Origin of the sequence: Rothia sp. HMSC067H10 (genome assembly GCF_001810635.1) — a bacterium.
Classification (GTDB): Bacteria; Actinomycetota; Actinomycetes; order Actinomycetales; family Micrococcaceae; genus Rothia; species Rothia dentocariosa.
Genome location: NZ_KV802317.1, coordinates 884,490 through 906,978, shown reverse-complemented (window position 1 = coordinate 906,978; position 22,489 = coordinate 884,490). Strand labels below are relative to the sequence as shown.

At 55.7% G+C, this 22,489-nt stretch carries 18 protein-coding genes and 1 pseudogene; 12 read left to right on the top strand and 7 right to left on the bottom strand.

Annotated elements, in window-relative coordinates; all coding sequences use genetic code 11:
- The 5 genes and pseudogenes from HMPREF2756_RS11295 to HMPREF2756_RS10830 all read left to right on the top strand — a co-directional run.
- Window positions 1-1,091 (top strand): annotated as a pseudogene (locus HMPREF2756_RS11295) (hypothetical protein); the annotation flags it as partial.
- A 339-nt stretch (window positions 1,092-1,430) separates the two neighbouring features.
- On the top strand, window positions 1,431-2,930 hold the full coding sequence (locus tag HMPREF2756_RS10845) for an amino acid permease (RefSeq protein WP_070621015.1): 1,500 nt from the start codon (window positions 1,431-1,433) through the stop codon (window positions 2,928-2,930).
- A 753-nt stretch (window positions 2,931-3,683) separates the two neighbouring features.
- A complete protein-coding gene (locus HMPREF2756_RS10840) occupies window positions 3,684-4,061 on the top strand; it encodes a DUF488 domain-containing protein (protein ID WP_004005141.1) in 378 nt (125 codons plus the stop codon).
- Between the two features lie 42 nt (window positions 4,062-4,103).
- Window positions 4,104-4,580 carry an NUDIX hydrolase gene (locus tag HMPREF2756_RS10835; RefSeq protein ID WP_070621013.1) on the top strand — a complete coding sequence of 159 codons (477 nt, stop codon included), beginning with the start codon at window positions 4,104-4,106 and terminating at the stop codon, window positions 4,578-4,580.
- 160 nt (window positions 4,581-4,740) lie between these two features.
- Window positions 4,741-5,286 (top strand): LOG family protein, encoded by a 546-nt coding sequence (locus HMPREF2756_RS10830; RefSeq protein ID WP_004005139.1) that lies wholly within the window; start codon window positions 4,741-4,743, stop codon window positions 5,284-5,286.
- 95 nt (window positions 5,287-5,381) lie between these two features.
- Here HMPREF2756_RS10830 and HMPREF2756_RS10825 read toward each other — a convergent pair whose 3' ends face one another.
- Window positions 5,382-5,801 carry a hypothetical protein gene (locus HMPREF2756_RS10825; protein WP_070621011.1) on the bottom strand — a complete coding sequence of 140 codons (420 nt, stop codon included), beginning with the start codon at window positions 5,799-5,801 and terminating at the stop codon, window positions 5,382-5,384.
- Window positions 5,802-5,837: 36 nt separating this feature from the next.
- Between HMPREF2756_RS10825 and HMPREF2756_RS10820 the strand changes: the two genes are divergently transcribed.
- Window positions 5,838-6,512 carry a pyroglutamyl-peptidase I gene (locus HMPREF2756_RS10820; protein WP_070621009.1) on the top strand — a complete coding sequence of 225 codons (675 nt, stop codon included), beginning with the start codon at window positions 5,838-5,840 and terminating at the stop codon, window positions 6,510-6,512.
- A gap of 109 nt (window positions 6,513-6,621) precedes the next feature.
- Here HMPREF2756_RS10820 and pgi read toward each other — a convergent pair whose 3' ends face one another.
- The gene (gene pgi / locus HMPREF2756_RS10815; RefSeq protein ID WP_004005136.1) at window positions 6,622-8,292 is read right to left on the bottom strand and encodes a glucose-6-phosphate isomerase; all 1,671 of its coding nucleotides are present in this window, start codon (window positions 8,290-8,292) and stop codon (window positions 6,622-6,624) included.
- 398 nt (window positions 8,293-8,690) lie between these two features.
- On the opposite strand from pgi, the gene HMPREF2756_RS10810 reads away from it, so the two are divergent.
- From HMPREF2756_RS10810 to dapC, 6 genes are all read left to right on the top strand, one after another.
- Window positions 8,691-10,862 carry an acyltransferase family protein gene (locus HMPREF2756_RS10810; RefSeq protein ID WP_070621007.1) on the top strand — a complete coding sequence of 724 codons (2,172 nt, stop codon included), beginning with the start codon at window positions 8,691-8,693 and terminating at the stop codon, window positions 10,860-10,862.
- A 158-nt stretch (window positions 10,863-11,020) separates the two neighbouring features.
- Window positions 11,021-11,917, top strand: coding sequence for an NAD(+) diphosphatase (locus tag HMPREF2756_RS10805; protein ID WP_246825937.1), 897 nt, complete (start codon window positions 11,021-11,023; stop codon window positions 11,915-11,917).
- Window positions 11,918-12,123: 206 nt separating this feature from the next.
- A complete protein-coding gene (typA, locus tag HMPREF2756_RS10800; protein WP_048752998.1) occupies window positions 12,124-14,034 on the top strand; it encodes a translational GTPase TypA in 1,911 nt (636 codons plus the stop codon).
- A 134-nt stretch (window positions 14,035-14,168) separates the two neighbouring features.
- Window positions 14,169-15,548: a PIG-L family deacetylase gene (locus tag HMPREF2756_RS10795; RefSeq protein ID WP_070621003.1), complete on the top strand. Its 1,380-nt coding sequence runs from the start codon at window positions 14,169-14,171 to the stop codon at window positions 15,546-15,548.
- Between the two features lie 323 nt (window positions 15,549-15,871).
- Window positions 15,872-16,192: a ferredoxin gene (gene fdxA, locus HMPREF2756_RS10790; RefSeq protein ID WP_004005129.1), complete on the top strand. Its 321-nt coding sequence runs from the start codon at window positions 15,872-15,874 to the stop codon at window positions 16,190-16,192.
- 176 nt (window positions 16,193-16,368) lie between these two features.
- Window positions 16,369-17,526, top strand: a complete 1,158-nt coding sequence (gene dapC, locus HMPREF2756_RS10785; protein ID WP_070621001.1) for a succinyldiaminopimelate transaminase — start codon at window positions 16,369-16,371, stop codon at window positions 17,524-17,526.
- Window positions 17,527-17,626: 100 nt separating this feature from the next.
- Here the strand turns inward: dapC and HMPREF2756_RS10780 are convergent, their stop codons facing one another.
- From HMPREF2756_RS10780 to galE, 5 genes are all read right to left on the bottom strand, one after another.
- A complete protein-coding gene (locus HMPREF2756_RS10780; RefSeq protein WP_070620999.1) occupies window positions 17,627-18,562 on the bottom strand; it encodes an amino acid ABC transporter permease in 936 nt (311 codons plus the stop codon).
- The gene (locus HMPREF2756_RS10775; RefSeq protein ID WP_004005126.1) at window positions 18,559-19,242 is read right to left on the bottom strand and encodes an amino acid ABC transporter permease; all 684 of its coding nucleotides are present in this window, start codon (window positions 19,240-19,242) and stop codon (window positions 18,559-18,561) included. The genes HMPREF2756_RS10780 and HMPREF2756_RS10775 overlap by 4 nt, the downstream gene beginning before the upstream one ends.
- Window positions 19,243-19,262: 20 nt before the next feature.
- On the bottom strand, window positions 19,263-20,111 hold the full coding sequence (locus tag HMPREF2756_RS10770; protein ID WP_004005124.1) for a glutamate ABC transporter substrate-binding protein: 849 nt from the start codon (window positions 20,109-20,111) through the stop codon (window positions 19,263-19,265).
- A 10-nt stretch (window positions 20,112-20,121) separates the two neighbouring features.
- Complete coding sequence (locus HMPREF2756_RS10765; protein WP_004005123.1) at window positions 20,122-20,883, bottom strand: amino acid ABC transporter ATP-binding protein; 762 nt, start codon at window positions 20,881-20,883, stop codon at window positions 20,122-20,124.
- A gap of 348 nt (window positions 20,884-21,231) precedes the next feature.
- On the bottom strand, window positions 21,232-22,245 hold the full coding sequence (galE, locus tag HMPREF2756_RS10760) for a UDP-glucose 4-epimerase GalE (protein WP_037231082.1): 1,014 nt from the start codon (window positions 22,243-22,245) through the stop codon (window positions 21,232-21,234).
- Between the last annotated feature and the right edge of the window lie 244 nt (window positions 22,246-22,489).

Sequence of the window (22,489 nt, the reverse complement as noted above, 5' to 3'; positions counted from 1 at the left end):
AGCCTGGCACCCCCGGACAGCCTGGTCAGCCTGGTCAGCCTGGCACCCCCGATAACAACGACGGTGGCATCGGCTGGAACTTCGGTGGCGGCGGCTACTACGAAGGTGACTTCAACCTCAACGGTCACTACCAAGGCGGCTGGGAATTCGGTGCAGCCGTTCCCGGCTGGGGTCAGTGGGACAACGGCGGTGACGACTGCTTCCAGGGCGGCGGTAATTTTTTTCAGGTAACTCCTGGGGAAAATAATGCCGTAACGCCCGCACCTAACGGTCACGGCGGTCTTGGTTGGGTAGGCGATAACGCTACTCCTAACACCCCAGGTAATGCTGGAAATACGCCCGCACCTAACGGTCAGGGCGGTTTGGGTCAGACTGGCGATACCCCACAGCCGGTAGCTCCTGACACCACTGGTCAGGGCGGTCTCGGTCAGGTTGGTGGCAACACCACCACCGAAACTGGACAGGCTACCGGAAGTGAAAGTCAGGGTGCACAGTTCGGGCAGCTGAGCGAGAGCTACACTCGCACCTCTGAAGGTGAAATCCTCCAGGAGCAGCAGCGCCATCAAGATCATGGCGGACTGGGCCTGACTGCTGATAACGATTCCGACAACGGTCGGGGTGGTTTGGGTCAGACCGGTGACAACCGGGCTCCCCAGCGTCAGGGTACTGTGACCATCAGCAACGATGTCGATATTGACCTCAACGCTGGCGCGGTATCCCGCGGTAGCGAGGCTGTGAACACCAATGCTTCTGAAGATGTTAATGGTGGCGGCGCCGGTCTTGTTGGCAACGGTTCTGAGAATAACAATGGTGGCGGCGCCGGCCTCGTCGGCAATGCTCCCAATGTTAATGGCGGTGGCGCTGGTCTCGTTGGCGATAACGGCAACGGCGGTTCCGCACAGGTGAACGGCGGCGGCAACGCAGCTGTTAACCAGGCCACTCAGGCAGACAACGGTAGCTCCGCGAGCTCCCAGAAGTCAGGAAGCTTGGCACACACCGGTGTCAGTGGCGTTCTGTTCGCCGCTGGGCTGGGTCTGCTCTCCCTGATAACCGGACTTGTGGTTCTGTTGACTCGCCGCAACAAGGCCTAATTAACGACGAATTGTCGTTATAGAGGTTACAAATTCGGGGTGGGTATCTCTCTCATGAGGTATCCACCCCGTTTTTGTGCGTAAAGACGGTTATTGCCTAGATGGGGGCAGTGCACATACAGCTTTCGAAGTGGCGTAGCACGTATGAGAGATGTAGTATTAGAGCTTGATTAGAAAAATTTAGGCATCATTAGAAATACTTCAGAATGCCGTAACGGCGTTTCTTCAGAGGATACGCACATAAGATCTTCCGGCTTAGATATTGAGGGAACACCAGGAGAAAGCTGATGGCTGTGTGACACCCGCATATCTGGGAAGTTTCAGAATAGAGAGAAAACAATGGCACAAACTTCACAACAGTCTTCGTCAGCATCGGATGCGAGTGATGCTGCTGCAGATACTGATCTGAAACGCGGTCTTTCGGCACGTCATATGCAGATGATCGCCATCGGCGGCGCTATCGGCACCGGTCTGTTTGTTGCATCCGGCAAAACTATCTCTACCGCCGGGCCGGGCGGCGCTATCGTTGCTTACGGGCTGATCGGTATTATGGTGCTGTTCCTCATGCAGTCTCTGGGTGAGATGGCAGCGCATCTGCCCGTCCCAGGTTCGTTTCAAACCTACGCAACACGTTACGTTTCATCATCCTTCGGGTTTGCCATGGGGTGGAACTACTGGTTTAACTGGGCAATCACCGTCGCGGCCGAGCTTGTAGCGGTCGGGGAAGTGATGAAGTATTGGCTTCCTGAAACTCCCTCGTGGGTGTGGGCGGGCATCTTCTTAGTTCTCTTGACGGGGCTTAATGCTCTTTCTGCCAAAGCCTACGGTGAGGGCGAATTCTGGCTTGCCACTATTAAGGTGGTCACCGTTATCGTGTTCTTAATTGCGGGAATTGCGATGATCTTCGGGGTTCTCGGAGGCGCATCACCGGGTACTTCAAACTGGACCACGGGCGAAGCTCCTTTTGTAGGCGGTCCCGTCGCTATTTTCACTATCTTCATGGTCGCCGGGTTCTCTTTCCAGGGTACTGAGATGATCGGTATTGCCGCCGGAGAATCCAAGAACCCCCGTCGCGATGTGCCGCGCGCACTCACCAGCGTATTCTGGCGCATCATGCTGTTCTATATCGGTGCCATGGTGGTTATAGGATTCCTTATTCCTTACACCGATCCGAATCTGCTCACCGCAGCCGAAGGCGATATTAACATTTCTCCCTTCACCCTTATCTTTGAACGCGCTGGTATTGCCTTCGCCGCTGCAGCGATGAACGCCGTGATTCTTACCGCCGTGCTCTCTGCAGGTAACTCGGGCCTCTATGTCTCGGCACGCATGTTGTTCTCACTCGCGCAGGAGGGTAAAGCCCCCAAGATTTTCACGAAGGTCAATAAGGGGAGCGTGCCAATGCCCGCCCTCATGGCAACTTCCGCCGTGGGAGCTATCGGATTTATCGCCTCCGTTATTTCGCCGGATGCGGCCTACCTGTGGCTAGTTAATGTTTCGGGTCTAGCCGGTTTCATTACCTGGGTTGGTATCGCGGTGGCACACTATAGGTTCCGCCGTGCATATATGCGGCAGGGGCATAACCTTAACGACCTTCCCTATACGGCGCCCTTCTTCCCGGTGGGGCCGATTATTGCCTTCATTATGTGTCTGCTGGTGATCGGTGGGCAGAACTACGAGGCGATCCTTGCGGGAGACTGGGTGGGCGTGATGAGCTCATATATAGGCCTGCCGATCTTTGTGGCAGTTTGGGCTATTCACGCTATCGTAACCCGCGACCGTTTGATTCCGCTGGAACAGGTGGATGTCTCGGGTCTTGAGGTTAAAACGAGCAAGTAATTTCGGCGAACGGAATTATCAATAAAAAGACCGCCGGAGGAATATCGTGAGGTATTCCCCGGCGGGTTTTATTGCTATAAAATCACATTTTGATAAAGAGTTTCACGGTAAACTATTATGCGGTAGTACCATTTTTTAACGGTATATATGTTTCAACTCCGTGGGTAAATATAAAGATATAATAAAGTTTGCCCGAAATGCTTTACCTCCGTGTTGTGAGCAGGGTATGTTTGTAAAGACATAGAACGTTCACTATTGTGAACCTTCTCTTATGTACGATATGAAGCTTCCTGACCTTTGGTTCGTGCATGCGTAGGTTTACGATCGGTTAAGCCTCATGTGAGCGCTCTATGAGAATACCCCGTAAGGTATCGTCGGGGATGTATAGATTCGTTTGAAGCACTCACTGTTTTCAGGGGATGTGCCCTCTGGGAAAAAGCACAGACATGAATGCTCAAGCTAGGATAAGACCCCCGTAGCGTGTTTAGGGTAGAGGCACGGCGGGGGTCTAAGCCTGCCCGTGCAGGAATTGATGTGAACGCACTAAAACTGGGGATTTAGACGCGGCAGTATTTTCTTTTGATGATGAAAATTTTTATATATACTCCACAATAAAATTAGAAAATACTTTCGTCCGGAAAATATCATATATATAGAGCATGTAGTCATACATCGATAATGTACATATCCTGGCGGGCCACCTATCTTAACGTTAGGTGTACCAGACAGATTCTCCGGCGTAGGATTGGCACTATGGATATAGTTATTAAGCGCATATATGAAGAGCCTTCCCCGGATGACGGATACCGGGTACTCGTTGATAGGCTTTGGCCGCGCGGAGTCTCAAAAGATAAGGCTCATCTTGATGAATGGGCGAAGGACTTAGCTCCTTCGACGGAGGCTCGCCGAGATTTTGGGCATAAACCAGAGAATTTTGAATCCTTCAAACAACGCTATCTGAACGAGCTTGACAGTAATTCAGAGGTGTACCCCGAGCTTGAGCGTATGGTTGCGGGTGCGCAGAAGCTCCAGTCCTCTCGCGTTACGCTTTTGTACGGCGCTAAGAGCCCTACCTGCAACCACGCGGTCATTCTGCGTGATTACCTCATAGACCGGCTGAAGAGCCTCTGAAATTTTGGCTGATACGCGCTGTACATAAGCTACTGTAGAAAGATGGTTGATGAACATTCAGCAATTGATACGGCACAGAGAATTGTGCATGTTTCTGCAGTGGTAATCCGCAATCACGCCGGGCACGTACTGACCGTGCGTAAAGCCGCCTCACGCGGGTTTATGATGCCCGGAGGTAAACCCGATGCGGGGGAGAGCCCCTTGCATACGGCGGTGCGTGAGGTTACTGAAGAGCTGGGATTTGCGCCGGATCCTGCCCAGATGGTGTACCTTGGCAAGTTTGACGCCCCCGCCCTGAACGAAAGCGGATTCGTGGTACGTGCCGAAACTTTTGAATATATGCCGCATCCGCAAGAGGAAAAGATACTTGAGCAGCTGAGCCCGCATGCCGAAATTGCTGAATTACGTTGGATAGACCCCGCAGCGGACTATACCGATCAGGCACCTCTGAACACTGAGTGTATATTCCCGCTTATCTGCAGAATAAGTCCTGGCGAAACGCCATCGGTGCCGCTGTGAATCCGCTGAAAATATGCGCGATATGAGCGATAAGGCTTGCGCTCGGCTGCGCGGGGGCGGTAGGGTGCATAGGGATAAATCACCCGTAAAAATTTTACGTTGACGCACGCGTTCCGCGCACCGTCGCGTGTATGAACGCATCCGATGAAAGAAGCAGAACATGAGAGATAGTTTTAACCTTGCCGTGTATTGCGGCGCTACTATGGGCAATGACCCCGATTTTGCCGCCTGCGCCCGTGAGTTGGGAACCCTATGCGCAAAACGTGGCGTGGGGGTAGTTTATGGAGGCGGACGCACCGGTCTGATGGGAACCGTCGCGGGCGCGACCCTGGATGCGGGCGGCAAAGTCTACGGCGTGGTCACCCACCAGCTCGTGGAGTGGGAGGGTGTGTACCCCGGGCAGACAACCCTCGATATTGTCGATACCATGCATCAGCGTAAGATCGCCATGATTAATAAGGCTGACGCCTTCGTTGCGATGCCCGGTGGCCCCGGAACCTTGGAAGAATTTTTCGAGGTATTTAGCTGGCAATTCCTCAAGATTCACACGAAGCCTGTGGCGCTCCTGAATGTTAATGGGTACTGGGATAAGCTCGTTGAGGCGATGCAATATATGGCTAGCACTGAGCTTTTGCGCCCTTCATACCTGGAACGTTTGATTGTTGTTGACACTCCCGAAGAGCTTATGAAGGTGCTTGGGAAATAGCCCGGAAGCTCTGGAGAAACCAACTACTTACACGCCCGTGGCCTGAGCGCTGCGGGCGTTTTTGAATCACCCGTCGGTAGGGGACGTGGACGCGTCTAGTTTTTACCGCGCGCCCTGCTCAGAAGCGAAGAAAGCGGCAGAATATGCACAATAATCCATACGGGCATGAGCGTCATCATAAGCATATAGAGAACCCGAATCAGGGACTCCATGTGAGGGTCTTCTGAGAGCATGCCCAGATAGACCGTCAACCCCAGTACCGCGCCAGTGGTGAGTGTCAAATAGAGCAATGCCCACAGCACTTCGGAGCGGCTGGCGTGCCCGCGACCGAGTGTGTAGAAGCGGTAAAACCGCCCCACCGCCTGAAGGAACGAGGCACCTTCTAACGCCTGTGCGGGTTCACGAACAGCGGCTAGTGCCTCCTGCTCATCATCAACGCCGATTTCGCGCAGGGCATCGGGGGTATCCTGGAGAAGAAAAACGGGTTCTTCTTTGTGATGGTGTGTGCGTGCCATACCTCTAGGGTACCCGACGACGTGTAAAGGACAACGATGACAAAGACCCTTCTCATCACCTATTTCGGCCCGTTTCCCGGCGTGAGTGTGAACCCGAGCGGGGTAATAGCGCGGCAGGTGGCTGATTTACTTGCCGACGAATCTGCGGTACGGGTTGTAACCCGTGAGGTTCCGGTTAGCTATGCGGGTTCTTCAGAGGCTTTAGGGGAGATTCTGACCGATATTCGCCCGGATGCGGTGCTCAGCTTGGGCGTGGCAGTCGGGCGGGATAAGGTGAGTTTTGAGAAGGTCGCCATCAACCTGGATTCTGCCGATATTGAAGATAATGACGGTGTGGTGCGTGTGGATGAGGCGATCGCCCCGGAGGGACGCGAGGCGTATTTTTCGACCCTGCCGGTGCGGGCAAGCTATGAGCGTTTGCGTGGTGTGGGGCTACCGGTTGAGATTTCGTACACCGACGGAACTTATGTGTGCAACCACGTATTTTATGAGGTACACCGTATTCTGGAACGCCAGGGGCGGCGGATTCCCGCGGGGTTTGTGCATATTCCCGCCACGCAAGTCGATCATGAGCCCTCTGACGCACAGACAACGCTTACTGCACATACCGATGCTGGGGGAGTAGAGAGCGAATCGGTGCCGACTCTGCCTGAGGCGGTGGTTGCGCGCATCGTGGTGGAGCTGGTGCGCGACACCCTCAAGGTTATGTAGGCTCATTCATGCCGTAGAACTGGGAAGACGAGTGAAAGCGGCGGTTAAAACGCGGTGCCCCCGATGAGAGATTCATCGGGGGCACCGCGCATATTAGCCTAGGGCACTGCTACTTGCGGTGCTTAAGGTAGTAGTCGATCAGGGATGCGGTCGAAGAATCCTGGCGTGCCAGAACCTCGCGGTCGCCTTTGATAGCAGGCACCAGATCGAGCGCCAGCTTCTTGCCGAGTTCGACGCCCCACTGGTCGAAGGAATCGATACCCCACACGATACCCTGCACAAAGGTGATGTGCTCATAGAGGGCAATCAGCTCGCCCAGCACACGCGGGGTCAGGCGGGAGGCCATGATAGAGGTCGAAGGACGGTTGCCGCTGAAGATACGGGCGTTTACCACATGCTCGGCGGTACCTTCGGCACGTACCTCATCCTCAGTCTTGCCGAAAGCGAGCGCCTGAGTCTGTGCAAAGAAGTTTGCGAGGAAGAGTTCGTGCACATCCTGCTCGCCATCCTTGGTGGGGTGAGCTGGGTTGGCGAAGGCCAGGAAGTCCGCAGGGATAAGGCGGGTGCCCTGGTGGATAAGCTGGTAGAAAGCGTGCTGACCGTTGGTGCCGGGCTCGCCCCAGAAAACCTCGCCCGTGGAGTAGTCCACGAAGGAACCGTCGGCGCGCACGGATTTACCGTTGGACTCCATGGTAAGTTGCTGCAGATAGGCGGGAAAACGGTGCAGGTACTGGTCGTAGGGTAGAACCGCGTGGGTTTCGGCACCCAAGAAGTTCACGTACCATACGTTAAGCAAGCCCATGAGTACGGGCACGTTCTTTTCAAAGGGCGCAGTGCGGAAGTGCTCGTCCATGGCGTGGAAGCCCGCGAGGAATTCTTCGAATACCTTCGGGCCGAAGACGATGGCCAGCGAGGTACCGATCGCCGAGTCTACGGAGTAGCGACCGCCTACCCAGTCCCAGAAGCCGAAGGCATTTTCGGGGTCAATGCCGAAGGCAGCAACCTTATCGAGCGCGGTTGAAACGGCGATAAAGTGCTGAGCCACGGCTTCTTCTGCGGTTTTTCCCTGCAAGGCGTTCGCCTCGCCAAGCGCGGTGAGCAGCCAGTCGCGTGCCACACGAGCGTTGGTCAGGGTTTCTAAGGTGCCGAAGGTCTTCGAAGCAACGATGAACAGGGTAGTTTCGGGGTCAAGATCAGAAACTTTTTCGGCAACATCGGTCGGGTCGATATTTGAGATGAACCGTGCGGAAATCCCGGCATCGGCGTAAGGCTTAAGCGCCTCGTACACCATCACGGGACCAAGGTCAGAACCGCCAATACCAATATTCACCACGGTCTCGATGCGCTTGCCGCTCACACCGGTCCACTCGCCCGAACGCACACGATCGGCAAAAGCGTAAATCTTGTTCAGAACGGCGTGAACATCGCTATCGACATCCTGCCCATCAACAATGAGGGCGGGGGAGTAGCCTTTGGGGCGGCGCAGCGCGGTGTGCAGAACCGCGCGGTCCTCGGTCACGTTAATGTGTTCGCCAGTGAACATAGCATCGCGGCGTTCGGCGAGGTTCACCTCTTCGGCGAGTTTGAGCAAAAGCTGCACGGTCTCTTCGGTGATGAGGTTCTTCGAGAGGTCTACGTGCAGGTCTGCGGCATCAAAACTAAATTTCTGGGCGCGGGAAGGATCCTGCTCGAACCAGGCTCGCAAATTCGGAGTGAGCGATGCTTTGTGCTGGGTTAGTGCTGACCACGCGCTGGTGGTCGTCGGGTTCGTAATAGTCATGGTTCTTATTTTCTCTCTTTCAACCCGGTGATGTCACCTTTATACAGGCGTTTACCTGAAGGTTTTGCGCGTTCTTGCGCTTTTGGTGACCACAACGTTTGGGTGCGGTGCATAATTCCCGCCAGGCATTATCCCATGAACGGCGCGCATTGGAGGGGAGATTTTACGAATCCTCAGGGTGCCCTCAAGGGTTAGCAAACCGTCCTCTAAATGTACACGAAAACGCGCGTACATTTGGGAGAATACCGGTGGTAGACTGGGGACGTTTTTATAGACCTGCCTCGGTGCATCCGGTAATGCGGGCACGAGCGATGCCGGCTTTTTGCATAGCGTGCGTGGAAGTTCTCGACGGCGCTGTGCATCATGAAAACTCACACATTCACTCCAGGATATTGTTTATGCCTATAAACCCGCTGCGGGGAATTCGTGTACCCGCTGCAGAGCATACCCCGCCGTATGAATCGTTCCTAGAATCTCGCGGATTCCGCCCCGAAATTCAGGGTTTGCGCGCCTTCGCCGTGCTTCTCGTGGTGCTTTACCACGTATGGATCGGCAAAGTCTCCGGCGGTGTGGATGTTTTTCTCTTCATCTCGGCTTTCTTGCTTTCGCTCTCGTTCATGCGGAAAATCAACGAGGGCAAAGCGCTGAACCTGCTGGCCTACTGGACTCATGTGTTCGCGCGCCTGTTGCCTGCCGCAGCCGTGGTGATTGTGCTGACTCTTGCGGCTTCCTTAGTTATCTTGCCAGCGCTGTATTGGAACGCGCGCGCCGTTGATGCCCAAGCCTCGCTGTTTTACTACCAGAACTGGAACCTGGCGAACGGTGCGGTCAATTATTTCGCCCAGGGTATAAGCGATAAATCGCCCTTCCAGCATTTCTGGTCGCTTTCGATTCAGGGACAAATTTTCCTGCTCTGGCCGATACTTTTCGCGGTGGCTGCGTTTCTCGTGCATCGGGTACGTTTCAAGCCCGTACCCGCGGCGGTAACGGTATTCGGCACTGTATTCATGACCTCGTTTGCCTTCTCAATCTGGGAGACAAAGCAGATTTCCGCCTACGCATATTTTGATACCCGCACCCGCCTGTGGGAGTTTGCGATTGGTACCCTGCTTGCGGCGATGACGCTGAAATGGAAGCCGCACCATGTGAGAACCCGCGTGGTGATGGGATGGGTGGGCGCCCTGGGATTAGTAACCTGCGGCGCTGTTTTACCGGTTGAACGAACTTTCCCTGGCTACCTGGCGCTGTGGCCCGTGCTCTCCGGCGCGCTGGTGATGATCGCCGGGCGCACCGACCATAAATTCGCGATCGACCGTCTGCTAGTCTCCACGCCGTTGCAAAGCTTGGGCAATATTTCTTACGCCCTGTACCTAGTGCACTGGCCCCTGCTCGTGCTCTACAGCGCTAAGGTTAATAAACCTCGCGTGAATTTTCTGGAAGGCACGGTGATTATCGCCGTTTCAATCGGTTTGGCATGGGTTTTGAGCACCTATATCGAGAAGCCGCTGCGTAGCCGATCCGGCGTATTTCTTGATAAAACGGTCTCGAAACTGCGCGTGACCACGATTTTCACCCCCACTCTTTGGGTGAATCAGCTCGCCTATGTACTCGTGATTCTGCTGGTGATCGGAGCTCCTGTTCTGAGCGTTCGCGCCTGGGCACAGCAACGCGATATAACCATGATCCAGAATACTGAAGAGCTAGTGAAAAATGATGAGGCAACATATCCAGGCGCCCGAGCAGTCGGCACGGACCAAATGTCGCGCGTATCAAAGCCTATTCCGCAGGATATCCCCATCTACGGCATGCTCGCTGACTGGGGAGAGGGATGCCCCGCACCCTTTACCCCCATGCATGAATCTCTGAATACATCCTGCGCCGTCAAACAGAATGGGGACGATTCGGCACCCCTTACCATTGTTGTTGGCAGCTCGCCCGCATTACAGATGACGGCTGCGTTCGAGCCTATTGCCCAGCGCACCGGCACCAATCAGATGAACCTTCTAGAGACAGGATGCCCTTACCCATTCGCAGCCCCCGAGGGCTATCTCAACGACCGCAAGAAACGCTGCATCGCGTTCTCACAGAAAGCCACGGAAGAAATTCTGCGCCTTAAGCCGACGACCGTAGTGATTATCGCAACCACAACCGACACAAGCGCTGATGCCGAGACCGCAGACCCCAACCTCGACGAAACCCTGCGCGTCTTCACTGATGCGGGCATCCAGGTGATCGGTCTGCGCGATAACCCCCGATTTGCTCAAGATATGTATGTGTGTGCGATTAGGGCTCAGGGGGATAAGAGCAGCTGTTCTGAACCCATTGAGCAGAAATATGGTGATAATCCCGCCGCACCAATTTTCGAGAAATATGCAGACCGTGGTGCCTATCTGCTCGATTTGAAGGATATCTACTGCCCGGACGGTCTATGCCGCTCGGTCATCGGCAACGTATACGTGTACGCGGATACTAACCACCTCACCAAAGCCTTCGAACATACCCTCGCAGAGACAATATATGAGCGTGCCCTCGCCGCAGGCTGGAAGCCGGAAGGGCGCTCAGGGTCATAACTCTCAGGCCGCCGGGCTAGTGAATAGACTGCAGAGATACGCCCTCGCTTATGCCAGATGAGCGGGGGCGCATCACGTGCGCAGATTTCGGGCAGATTTTAGGCATATCAGGCCGCATAGGCGGGGGAATGAAGGCTGCATGCGGTAGAGTGGAAACCATGAGCGTGCAGCAGAATCTTTACCTGGTTATTTCTCGACGTGGAGAAACCCTTATGAACCATAACGGAACCGTTCATTACCTGCCTGAAGCGCCACAAAACACCATCATCGAAACCAGCCTGGAGCCTAAATTTAGAAAGCCCTCCGACCGGGAAGGCACCGATTACCATGCAGCCTACCTGGAGGATGAAGAACTGCTCGCGCTCGCAGAAGATCTCTCCCGAGCTAACACGGATGCGCCCATCACCGCATCGCAGAATGGGTTCTGGTTCTACCCCGTGCACGAAGACCCCGCCGGGCGCGCCCGCTACGCCGCCGCCCTTGCTAAACGCGACTACCTTCTTGAAATGGAGTACTCCGCGTATTCGGGAGATCCCGCGCTGATCGACGGGGAACGCCAGGTGCGGCGCACCGCATCCGGCGAGCTCGTATTCCCGCGCATCGAACCGGCGGTTATGGCGCTCGTCCTCAGTCGCGACGGCGAACGGGTGCTGTTGGCGAATAACCGGCTCTGGCACGAAAACCGCTTCGCCCTCATCGCCGGGTTCGTGGATCCCGGCGAGAACCTGGAACAGGCAGTAGCCCGCGAAGTCTATGAAGAAACCGGGTTGCAGGCTCTCAACCTTGACTACCGCATGAGCGATGTGTGGCCCTTCCCGCGCTCGCTCATGATCTGCTACCGGGTAACGGTCGATGACACCCAACCCGTGGAACATCTGGACGGAGAAATCCGGGCCGCACGCTGGTTCACCGCGCCCGAGTTGGCGCAGGCTATCGCCGAATCTGAAGCTATACGCCAGAAACAGGGAGTGCCCAAACTGGAGCTGCCCGGCACGAATGCGGTTGCCCGCCGCATGCTGGATGACTGGCTGCACGAGAAAAATGCCGGGCGCTGAGTCGACGCCGACTAAAACCTGCGCTCAAGACAAACTAGGGCAAGTGGTACACTAGATAGGCAAGCCCGAGACAGAGGCGCGTTTTGGCGCGCCCGCACGAGAACGCTCGGGCATGCACGCACTGATACCGCGTTGCGTATTTAAGCTCACGCATCTAACGCGGCGTGCCCCTAGTATTCCCTAGATTTAAGCGAGAAAAATTACGCATGTCTGAAAACACCGCTTCGCGCCCTGATTTGCGCAACGTGGCGATCGTGGCACACGTTGACCACGGCAAAACCACCATCGTGGATGCGATGCTCAAGCAGACCCACGCGTTCTCGGCGCACGCAGACGTCGAAGACCGCGTGATGGACTCCGGCGACCTTGAAAAGGAAAAAGGCATTACCATCCTCGCGAAGAACACCACCGTGTTCTACGATGGACCCTCCGCGAACGGTGAAACCATCACCATCAACGTGATTGATACCCCCGGGCACGCCGACTTCGGCGGCGAAGTCGAACGCGGCCTTTCTATGGTCGATGGCGTGGTGCTGCTCGTGGACGCCTCTGAAGGCCCGCTGCCGCAGACCCGCTTCGTGCTGCGCAAGGCACTCGCCGCGAAGCTGCCCGTCATTTTGGTGGTGAACAAGGTGGACCGCCCGGATGCGCGCATCGACGAGGTCGTCAGCGAAACCATGGATTTGCTGCTCGGCTTGGCATCGGACCTGTCCGAGGAGGTGCCCGACCTTGACCTCGACAGCGTGCTCGATGTGCCGGTCGTCTATGCTTCCGGCAAAGCCGGTGCCGCATCGCTGAACCAACCCGCCGACGGCGCCCTGCCCGATAATGACGATTTGGAACCGCTGTTTAAGACCATTATCGAGCATGTGCCCGCCCCCACCTACAACCCTGATGAGGTGCTGCAGGCGCATGTGACCAACCTTGACTCTTCGCCGTTCCTGGGCCGTCTGGCGCTCGTGCGTATCTTCAACGGCACCCTCAAGAAAGGGCAGACCGTCGCCTGGGCACGTCAAGATGGCGATATTAAGAACGTGCGTATCTCCGAGCTGTTGGCAACCAAGGCGCTCGAACGTGTTCCCGCCGAAGAAGCAGGCCCCGGCGAAATCGTGGCGGTCGCCGGTATCGAAGACATTACCATTGGTGAAACCCTGACCGATGCTGAAAACCCCAAGCCGCTGCCGCTTATTAAGGTGGACGACCCGGCGATCTCCATGACCATCGGCATTAACACCTCTCCGATGGCGGGCCGGGTCAAGGGCGCGAAGGTGACCGCACGCCAGGTCAAGGACCGTCTTGACCGCGAGCTTATCGGTAACGTCTCCATCAAGGTTCTGCCCACCCAGCGCCCGGATGCTTGGGAAGTTCAGGGCCGTGGCGAGCTCGCCCTCGCTATTTTGGTGGAGCAGATGCGCCGCGAGGGCTTCGAACTGACCGTGGGTAAACCGCAGGTAGTCACCAAAACCATCGACGGCAAACTGTATGAACCGATGGAACACATGATTATTGATGTGCCCGAAGAGCACCTGGGTGCCGTAACCCAGCTGATGGCGGCACGTAAGGGGCGCATGGAGAACATGTCGAACCACGGCACCGGCTGGGTGCGCATGGAATTCGCGGTACCCGCGCGCGGCCTGATCGGCTTCCGCACTCAGTTCCTCACTGAAACCCGCGGCGCCGGTATCTCGTCGTCGTACTCGATAGACCCCGAACCCTGGGCTGGCGATATTGAGTACCGCACCAACGGTTCGATGATCGCCGACCGTGCCGGTGTGGTTACCCCTTACGCCATGATTAACCTGCAGGAACGCGGCACCTTCTTCGTGGAACCGACCTCCGAAGTATACGAGGGTATGGTCGTGGGCATGAACTCTCGTGCGGACGATATGGAAGTGAATATCACCAAGGAAAAGAAGCTGACCAATATGCGTTCCTCCACCGCAGACAGCTTCGAAAACCTGACCCCGCCCAAGAAACTCACGCTGGAAGAATGCCTCGAATTCGCCCGCGAAGACGAATGCGTGGAGGTCACCCCCGAAGCTATTCGCATCCGCAAGGTTATTCTGGATGCGAACGAGCGCGTGCGTGAATTCCGCCGCCGTGCCCGCGCCAACTAGGGCACACAAGCATAGCTAACCGCCGGGAGCAGTACGGGCGTTTGTCGTCATGACAAGCCACGATAACCGTACCGCTCCCGGTTGTGGTTTAAGATATAGAAGAACTGTTCTTTGACAGAAGGTCACCTGACACTATGCCTGAAACTTCCGCGCCGCAGTACCCCGCCCAGGGGGAACACCTGATGAAAAACGCGAAACGCGACCTACTGCCGAGCGGCTACACGCCCTCCGAGGCAGTGATGTTGTTCGTACACGCGCATCCAGACGACGAGACCACGGCAACAGGCGCAACGATGGCGTACTACGCCAAGAAGGGTGCCAAGGTGCATTTGCTGACCCTCACCCGAGGCGAAATGGGAGAAGTCATTCCGCCGAAGCTGCAGCATCTTGAAGTGGGCAAACCCGGCAACAGCGACAACGGCGAGGCACTGGGGGAGTACCGAACCGTTGAGCTCAACAACGCGACGGCAAAGCTGGGTGTGCGCAAGCGTTTCTTCCTGGGAGAGGAACCCGCCACGGCGCCGGGCGCGCTCAACATCTACCGTGATTCCGGCATGGCGTGGGGCAAAGACGGTAAACCGGTGGCGAACCCGAAGGCGAGTGAAGATTCCTTGACCGCCCAGCCGATCGCCCCGCAGGCCGAGGCTATTGCTAATGCCATTCGCGATATTAAGCCCGATGTTCTGATCACCTATGACCTCGACGGTGGCTACGGGCACCCCGACCATGTGCGCACTCACCAGGCTGTGCTTGAAGCACTCAAAATCTTGGGCGATAGTAACGACCGCCCCATACTGACCTGGGGCATTGAAGGAGAATTCTCAGAACAGGATGCGCGCCAACAGTGCGCTATCACCGGCTCAGTCGAGGCCAAACGTGAAGCGATGAAAGCCCACGGAACGCAGATCGTGGTAACCGGGGACACCACCTTTGAATTCTCAAACAAGGTAGAGCAGAAAATTTCGGCGGTTGAAACCTACCGCCTGCTCGACGGTAACGCACAGCGCAAAATTCCCGAAACCCCCACGCATGCAGGCATCGTATCGCTTCTGATAACGTGCATTCTTCTGGGAACCCTCGCAGGTATTGCGGGCTCAATCTACCACGCCTGGGTCATGTATACGGGCGAAACTCCGCTTCCTGTCGGGCTCGTGTTCGGCTTCGCCACCGTATTTTTTGCATCGCTGTGGGCTTCCCTCGCGCTACGTCGCGGCGGGGCAACGGTTATCACCGGTGCCTTCGCATTCCTGGTGATATATGCGCTTGCCTTTATGCGCCCGGATTCGCCCTTCGTACTGGTAAACCCGGACTACCCGCCGATTGGTTTATACGGCACACTATGGCTTTTGGGTACGCCCGTTATCTCTCTGCTTGCCTTTTTCGTCTTCATCCGTACCAAAGAAGGAAACGCCTTCTATAACACCCCGCGGCAGGTCCATTTGCGCCATCGCAGGGCCGAGGAGAAAGCACGCCGAGCTCAAACGCTTAATAATTCTTCGCACACTGCACCATAAGCTGTGGTGAATCTAAGGAATGACATAGAGGCGTCATGAAAAATGTTGTGATGAATATAACTTATTGGAATTTATATTTTAATTTATTGGCTCTGACTAGGGTAAATAATATTTGCTCGCAGGAAAGCCTAGCCTAAAAAATACCGGCTAAGGGTCGTATTATGGCTGTCTGCTACGACACGAAAATCTGCTTAAATGCCCCGTGCAAGCTAGACTTATACACAGACTTCCACGAGGTCATAACCCTCGTGATAACGTGCGCCGAACGACGACCCTGCAGGATTACAGGGCAGGCACACGCTGCTAGGTTTAGAAAGGCACCCATGACTTACGTAATTGCACTGCCCTGCGTAGACGTGAAAGATCGCGCCTGCGTTGAGGAATGCCCCGTTGACTGCATCTACGAGGGTGACCGCACACTGTATATCCACCCCGATGAATGCGTGGACTGCGGAGCCTGCGAACCCGTCTGCCCCGTCGAGGCTATCTATTATGAAGACGACGTGCCCGAAGAATGGTCCGAATACATTACCGCCAACGCCGAATTCTTCGACGACCTCGGTTCACCCGGTGGTGCCGCGAAGATGGGACCAACCGGTAAAGACGTACCCTTCATCGCCGCCCTACCACCGCAGGGGGAGTAGCTGGCGCATTCGGCGCACCCTTACGTTGAAAACTTAAGACAGGCTAAAGCCTCCGAATCTCGCACGCTGGGAACGGGGGCTTTGCCGTACCCTCAGCACTCAAACGCGCGATACAATGACTACGCACGAAAGAACGGCCGGTATCTGCCGGTTTACAACGCCGCACAAGGAGAACCATGCGTGCCTACGGTCTAGATCTACCCGAATACCCCTGGGAAACCCTTATTCCCTACCGCAAACTTGCTGCCGAACATCCGGGTGGGACTATAGACCTCTCCATCGGCACCCCGGTCGATGACACCCCACAGCTGATTCAGGATGCGCTTGCCGCAGCATCCGACGCTCCCGGCTACCCGACCACGCACGGAACTGTTGAACTGCGCCAGGCGATCGTAGACTGGTTTGCACGCCGCCGCGGGGTCACCGGGCTAAGCACCGACCAGGTGATGCCTACGGTTGGTTCCAAAGAACTTGTGGCGTGGCTTCCGTTTCTACTGGGACTAGGAACTGACCCCGGCACTCAAGAGCGCGATGTGGTGGTTTACCCACGCGTGGCGTACCCAACCTACGATATAGGGGCGCGCTTCGCTGGCGCGCAGTCCGTGCCCGCAGATTCGCTTGATGAACTGCCCGAAGATGTGCGCAGGCGTGTGCGGTTGGTGTGGGTGAACTCGCCCGCCAACCCGAACGGCGTGGTGCGTGATGTTGCTGAGCTTCGTAAGATTGTGCAGCAGGCACGCGATATTGGCGCTGTGGTGGCCAGCGACGAATGCTATGCGGAACTCGGCTGGGGCGCGTGGGATGAAGCTCGCGGCGGTCAGCGGGTGCCCTCTATTCTTGATCCCCGCGTATGCGACGGCGACTTTACCGGGCTTTTTGCCGCATATTCGCTCTCAAAACAGTCGAACCTGGCGGGGTACCGTGCCGCGTTTATTGCGGGTGATGCGCAGCTTATGCCTAACCTCATCAACTCCCGCAAGCACGCCGGGATGATTGTTCCCGCACCCGTGCAGCGTGCGCTGATTGCGGCCTTGGGAGATGAAGCCCATGTGGCGGCGCAGAAAAATAAGTACCGCGCGCGCCGGGAAGAGCTTCTCGCAGCTATTACCGCCGCAGGCGGGCGCGTCGAAAACTCTGAGGCCGGGCTGTACCTGTGGACCACTTTCGGTGAGGATACGTGGGCATCTATCGAACGTTTGGCCAAGCTGGGAATCGTTGCGGGACCGGGGGTCTTCTACGGTGAAGACGGCGCCGGTTATGTGCGTATCGCGCTGACCGCATCCGATGAGGATATTGCGAAGGCATCCGAGCGTCTTACGGCGAGCGCGGGATAGGAAATGCCGTAAAAGAATAAAACCCCTGATAAATAAAGAAGCCCGGAACCTCCAATACAGGAAGTTCCGGGCATCTTCTATACCGGATGCGCGCCCCCGATTATTTGCGTTTGCCGGGAAGCAAGAACATCTGGAGGGTAGGCGGATTCGGGTTATCGACCTCGCCGGGAACCAAGTCCACCTTGCGAACCTTCGAGGAAGTACGCGATGCGAGGAACGAGGACAGCCAGGTTGCCAGCGCCGTGAGCGCGAAGTTCACGATGACGAAGAGCGCCGCCGCCAACAGAAGAGTCTGCAGCACGTTGCCGTCACCCGAGCCGATGCGTCGTGCGGATGCCAGCAGCTCGGGGTAGGAAATAATGTACCCGAGCGCGGTGTCCTTGAGGATCACCACGAACTGGCTGAGCATCGAAGGCATCATGGAGTTGAAGGCCTGCGGCATAAGAATCGTGCGGAGGGTTTGACCGGGGGTCAGGCCAATCGCCAGGCCCGCTTCACCCTGACCGCGCGGCAGCTGTTTGACACCCGAGCGCAACAGCTCGGCAATCACGGATCCGTTATAGAAGGTCAAACCGATCACGACCGCAAGGAACGGCAGCTGTGAGGGGTTAATCCAGCTGAACCGGCTGAGGAACAGCCAGAAGAAAATCATCATCATCAGCACCGGAACGGCACGGAAGAACTCAACCACAATGGTGCCGAACCAGCGAAGCACGCGGTTCTGCGCCAGGCGTGCCATGCCGAAGACAACACCGAAAGCGATAGAGGTAATTACCGAAATACCCGCCGCCTGCAGGGTTGAAACCAGACCGGGCAGGTAGTAGGAACCCCAAGCTTTTGCGGTGAAGAGGTCGGTCCATTTTTCTGCCTCAAGCTGACCCTTAGCGCCCATCACGCTCAGCACATAGACAGCGAACGCGATAAAAACCAGAATCGCCGCGATATTGAAGACACGGGTGCGAGCCTTCGCACGGGGGCCGGGGGCGTCGAAGAGGACAGTGGTGCTTGTGGTTACATCAGAATTAAAGAATTTCATCGCTTCACCGCCAATTTACGTGAGGACCAGGTGGTCAAGATACCTAGAGGCACCACAATCGCCACGAATCCCAGCGCGAAGATCAGGAAGATCGCCAGCACCATGTTCGCATCGAACTCAATCATGGACTTCATCATGCCTGAGGCTTCGGCAACGGATGCTACCGATGCGACCGTCGTGTTCTTCGCCAGCGCAATGAGCGTATTGCCCAGCGGAGTGATGGAGCCGCGCAACGCCTGCGGAAAAATAATCATGCGCGCAGTATCCATAAATCCGAGGCCGATGGCACGAGCCGCCTCCGCCTGACCGGTGGGAACCGTGTTCACACCCGAACGGATTGCCTCACACACAAAAGATGCGTGATAGATCGACAGCACGATCACGGCGTACACGAAGAAGTTTGTCTCAAAATCGGTCGAGAACGACAGCTGAAACTGTGTCCACACGCCCAGCAACGCTAGAGTCATCAGAATCGTCAGCGGGGTGTTGCGGAATAAGTGCACATAGATCGTACCCGCCCAGCGCAGCGAGGGGACCGGGCTGATACGCATCAGTGCTAGGATCGCACCGAGTACGAAAGACCCGATCGCGGCCCAGAACGTTAGCTGAATATTCACCCAGAACGCGCCCAACACATCGTATTTGGCGAAGAGAGCGCCGAGTTGGTCAAAGAATGACATCGTTTTCCTCTCTTCCGTGCCTAAGCGCAGGACGCCGAAGGCTTTGGCGGATTCTTTTCGGTGTTGTAGCTGTAGCCGGTGCCGTCCGTGTGCTTCTTCACCAGGTTCTCCCAGGTGCCGTCTTCTACCATCTCGTTAATAGCTTTATTGATGGCTTCACACTTATCGGTACCCTTAGGCAGGCCAACACCGTACTTCTCAGTGGTGAATGTTTTGCCAACCAGCTTGAGTTTGCCCTTATTCGCCTTGGTCGCGGCAAGACCCGCAAGAATAATATCGTCGGTCGTCACCGCATCTACCACGCCGCCGTTGAGGGCGACCACGCAGTCCGAGTAACTATTCTGCTTCACTAGGTTCACGTTTTTGGCGTAGGTATCCTGAATTTTTTTGGCGCTGGTCGAACCGGTCACCGAGCATAGGTTCTTTCCGTTCAGGCTATCGGGCCCGGTAATGCTCGTTTCATCGGCGCGCACGAGCAAATCCTGTCCGGCAACGTAGTACGGACCGGCAAAATCAACGCTCTTCTTACGGCTGTCGCTAATGGAATAGGTCGCCAGAATCATATCGACCTGACCGTTGGAGAGCATATTCTCACGGTTAGCACTGGGGGACTCTACGAACTCGATCTGATCTTCCGAATAGCCGAGCTTACCAGCAATGTAGCGCGCCACATCTACGTCAAAACCGGTGTAATCCTGACCGTCCTGGTAGCCTAAGCCGGGCTGATCGTACTTAATGCCGATGCGAATCTTAGGTTTAGAGTCCGAGGCGCTGGAGCACCCGGTCAGCGTGAAACCGAGAGCAAGCGCAGCTGCGGTACTCGCGGCGAAAAACTTGGTGGCGGCGCGGTTAAAGAATGATTTTTTCATGGCACACCCCCTAGTGGTCGATGATCTTGGAGAGGAAGTCGCGGGCGCGCTCGCTCTTAGGCTTGGTGAAGAATTCATCCGGAGTGGCTTCTTCAACAATCTCGCCGTCCGCCAAGAAGACGATGCGGTCGGCTGCTTTACGGGCGAACCCCATCTCGTGGGTTACGACGATCATGGTCATGCCGTCGCGGGCGAGGGAGACCATGGTATCGAGCACTTCGTTCACCATTTCGGGGTCGAGTGCACTGGTGGGCTCGTCAAAAAGCATGACCTTGGGCTTCATGGCGAGAGCGCGGGCGATGGCGACGCGCTGCTGCTGACCGCCCGAAAGCTGGGCTGGCATTTTCTCGGCCTGGGAATCTACCCCGACCTTGGCGAGAAGTTCCATAGCTTCGGCTTCGGCCTGTTCTTTGGAGAGTTTGCGGATGCGGCGCGGGCCTAGCGTCACGTTATCAAGGATGGTTTTGTGGGCAAAGAGGTTGAAGGACTGGAATACCATACCCACTTCTGCGCGCAGCTTGGCGAGCTCGCGGCCTTCTTTGGGCAGTTCTTTTCCGTCGATATGTATAGAGCCAGAGGAAGTAGTTTCGAGGCGGTTGATGGTTCGGCAGAGGGTTGATTTGCCGGAACCGGAAGGACCGAGAAGGATGATAACTTCGCCTTTATTGACCGCTAAATTGATGTTCTTGAGCACGTGGTTGGTGCCGTAATATTTATTGACCTCGTTGAGCTCTACGAGTGGTTTTTCTGCGGGTGCAGATGCCTGTGTCACGGTGATAACCCTTTCATGTGAGATGCATCTATGACGTGGGTTTCATAAAACGAATGAGATTCTAGCTTACGTCAGGTTTGTAACGGGTATGTAACAGCTGCCGGGTTTTCTATAAAAATTATTGAAAAATTTATCTTCTGTGCATAGTTATAGTTTTGGTGACTCGAAATAGAAGCCATATAAAAGCAATAAATACCGTGTAAATATATGAACCTCACGCAATACTTTATGTTGTTTTTATTGTACTTCAGGTGTACTTACGTAGAGTTAAAAATATAAAAGTCGGGTGTCTTATGCAAACTTATGCATAAGACACCCGACTTAGGAACCTCTTAACGAGGCAGTTGGCTAGGCATCGTAACCATTCGGGTTATTTTTCTGCCAGTTCCAGTGATCGCGCACCATAGTGTCAATATCTCGGGATGCGCTCCACCCCAGATCAGCCAGTGCCGAGGAAGGATCGGCATAGGAAACAGCAACATCACCGGGGCGGCGCGCCACGATCTTATAGGGCAACTCTTTACCGCAGGCTTTCTCGAAGGCATGCAGCACCTCAAGCACCGAGTAGCCGTTCCCGGTACCCAAGTTCCAGGTGTGCAGACCGCCGTGCTCGCTAATGTAATCCAGCGCCTTAAGGTGACCATCGGCAAGATCGACGACGTGAATGTAATCGCGCACACCGGTGCCGTCGACGGTGGGGTAGTCGTTGCCGAATACGTTCAGATGCTCGCGGCGACCGACTGCAACCTGAGCGATAAATGGCACCAAGTTGTTGGGAATACCCGAAGGATCCTCACCGATACGCCCGGATTCATGCGCACCTACGGGGTTGAAGTAGCGCAGCAGAGCGATATTCCAGCGGTCATCGGAAGCCGCCAAGTCTACGAGCATGTCTTCGATATGTTCCTTGGTGCGGCCGTAGCAAGACTGTGCATCCATATTTAGCTTCTCGATGAGCGGCATGGATTCGGGCTCACCGTACACGGTTGCGGACGATGAGAATACGATAGAACGACAGTCTGCGGCATCCATAGCGTAGAGCAGGTTCAGGGTACCGGCGACATTCGTCTGGTAGTACCACAGCGGCTTCTCTGCTGATTCACCCACTGCCTTCAATCCCGCGAAGTGGATCACCGCATCCGGGCGGATCTCGAGGAAGAGTTTCTTCATGCCCTCAAAATCCAGCAGATCAACCTTATGGAACTCGGGCGCGCGACCGGCGAGCTCGGCAACACGCTGCAGCGAAGTTTCGGAGGAATTCGACAGGTTATCCATGACGACAACCTCGTGCCCTGCATTGAGGAGTTCAAGAACGGTGTGCGAACCAATGTAACCGGCGCCACCGGTGACGAGAACCTTCATCATTGTCCTTTCGCGGAAGGCGCGAGGCTTTGCCCGTGCTTCCTCATGGTGTTTGGGTGAGTGCTCACCCCGTGATAACGTCGCTTAATATAGTAGCCCGCCCCGGATGCGCATGCCGGATTTTCCGTGGCCTGTGAGGCTGTGTTGTGTATGTCTTGCCGGTATGCTGACCTGGAGGTTTTTCGCGTATTTCACGTTTGAAAACCATCTGTATCACTTAGCCCTGATCCGCGTGACTTTTGTG

Excerpts from the sequence above, each read along its gene's own strand:
- HMPREF2756_RS10780 (WP_070620999.1), bottom strand. The coding sequence starts at position 18,562 with ATGAAATTCTTTAATTCTGATGTAACCACAAGCACCACTGTCCTCTTC.
- HMPREF2756_RS10825 (WP_070621011.1), bottom strand. The coding sequence starts at position 5,801 with ATGGCACGCACACACCATCACAAAGAAGAACCCGTTTTTCTTCTCCAG.
- HMPREF2756_RS10805 (WP_246825937.1), top strand. The coding sequence starts at position 11,021 with ATGAGCGTGCAGCAGAATCTTTACCTGGTTATTTCTCGACGTGGAGAA.
- HMPREF2756_RS10845 (WP_070621015.1), top strand. The coding sequence starts at position 1,431 with ATGGCACAAACTTCACAACAGTCTTCGTCAGCATCGGATGCGAGTGAT.
- HMPREF2756_RS10835 (WP_070621013.1), top strand. The coding sequence starts at position 4,104 with ATGGTTGATGAACATTCAGCAATTGATACGGCACAGAGAATTGTGCAT.
- HMPREF2756_RS10830 (WP_004005139.1), top strand. The coding sequence starts at position 4,741 with ATGAGAGATAGTTTTAACCTTGCCGTGTATTGCGGCGCTACTATGGGC.
- HMPREF2756_RS10840 (WP_004005141.1), top strand. The coding sequence starts at position 3,684 with ATGGATATAGTTATTAAGCGCATATATGAAGAGCCTTCCCCGGATGAC.
- fdxA (WP_004005129.1), top strand. The coding sequence starts at position 15,872 with ATGACTTACGTAATTGCACTGCCCTGCGTAGACGTGAAAGATCGCGCC.
- HMPREF2756_RS10770 (WP_004005124.1), bottom strand. The coding sequence starts at position 20,111 with ATGAAAAAATCATTCTTTAACCGCGCCGCCACCAAGTTTTTCGCCGCG.
- pgi (WP_004005136.1), bottom strand. The coding sequence starts at position 8,292 with ATGACTATTACGAACCCGACGACCACCAGCGCGTGGTCAGCACTAACC.
- HMPREF2756_RS10810 (WP_070621007.1), top strand. The coding sequence starts at position 8,691 with ATGCCTATAAACCCGCTGCGGGGAATTCGTGTACCCGCTGCAGAGCAT.
- typA (WP_048752998.1), top strand. The coding sequence starts at position 12,124 with ATGTCTGAAAACACCGCTTCGCGCCCTGATTTGCGCAACGTGGCGATC.
- HMPREF2756_RS10820 (WP_070621009.1), top strand. The coding sequence starts at position 5,838 with ATGACAAAGACCCTTCTCATCACCTATTTCGGCCCGTTTCCCGGCGTG.
- dapC (WP_070621001.1), top strand. The coding sequence starts at position 16,369 with ATGCGTGCCTACGGTCTAGATCTACCCGAATACCCCTGGGAAACCCTT.
- HMPREF2756_RS10795 (WP_070621003.1), top strand. The coding sequence starts at position 14,169 with ATGCCTGAAACTTCCGCGCCGCAGTACCCCGCCCAGGGGGAACACCTG.
- galE (WP_037231082.1), bottom strand. The coding sequence starts at position 22,245 with ATGAAGGTTCTCGTCACCGGTGGCGCCGGTTACATTGGTTCGCACACC.
- HMPREF2756_RS10775 (WP_004005126.1), bottom strand. The coding sequence starts at position 19,242 with ATGTCATTCTTTGACCAACTCGGCGCTCTCTTCGCCAAATACGATGTG.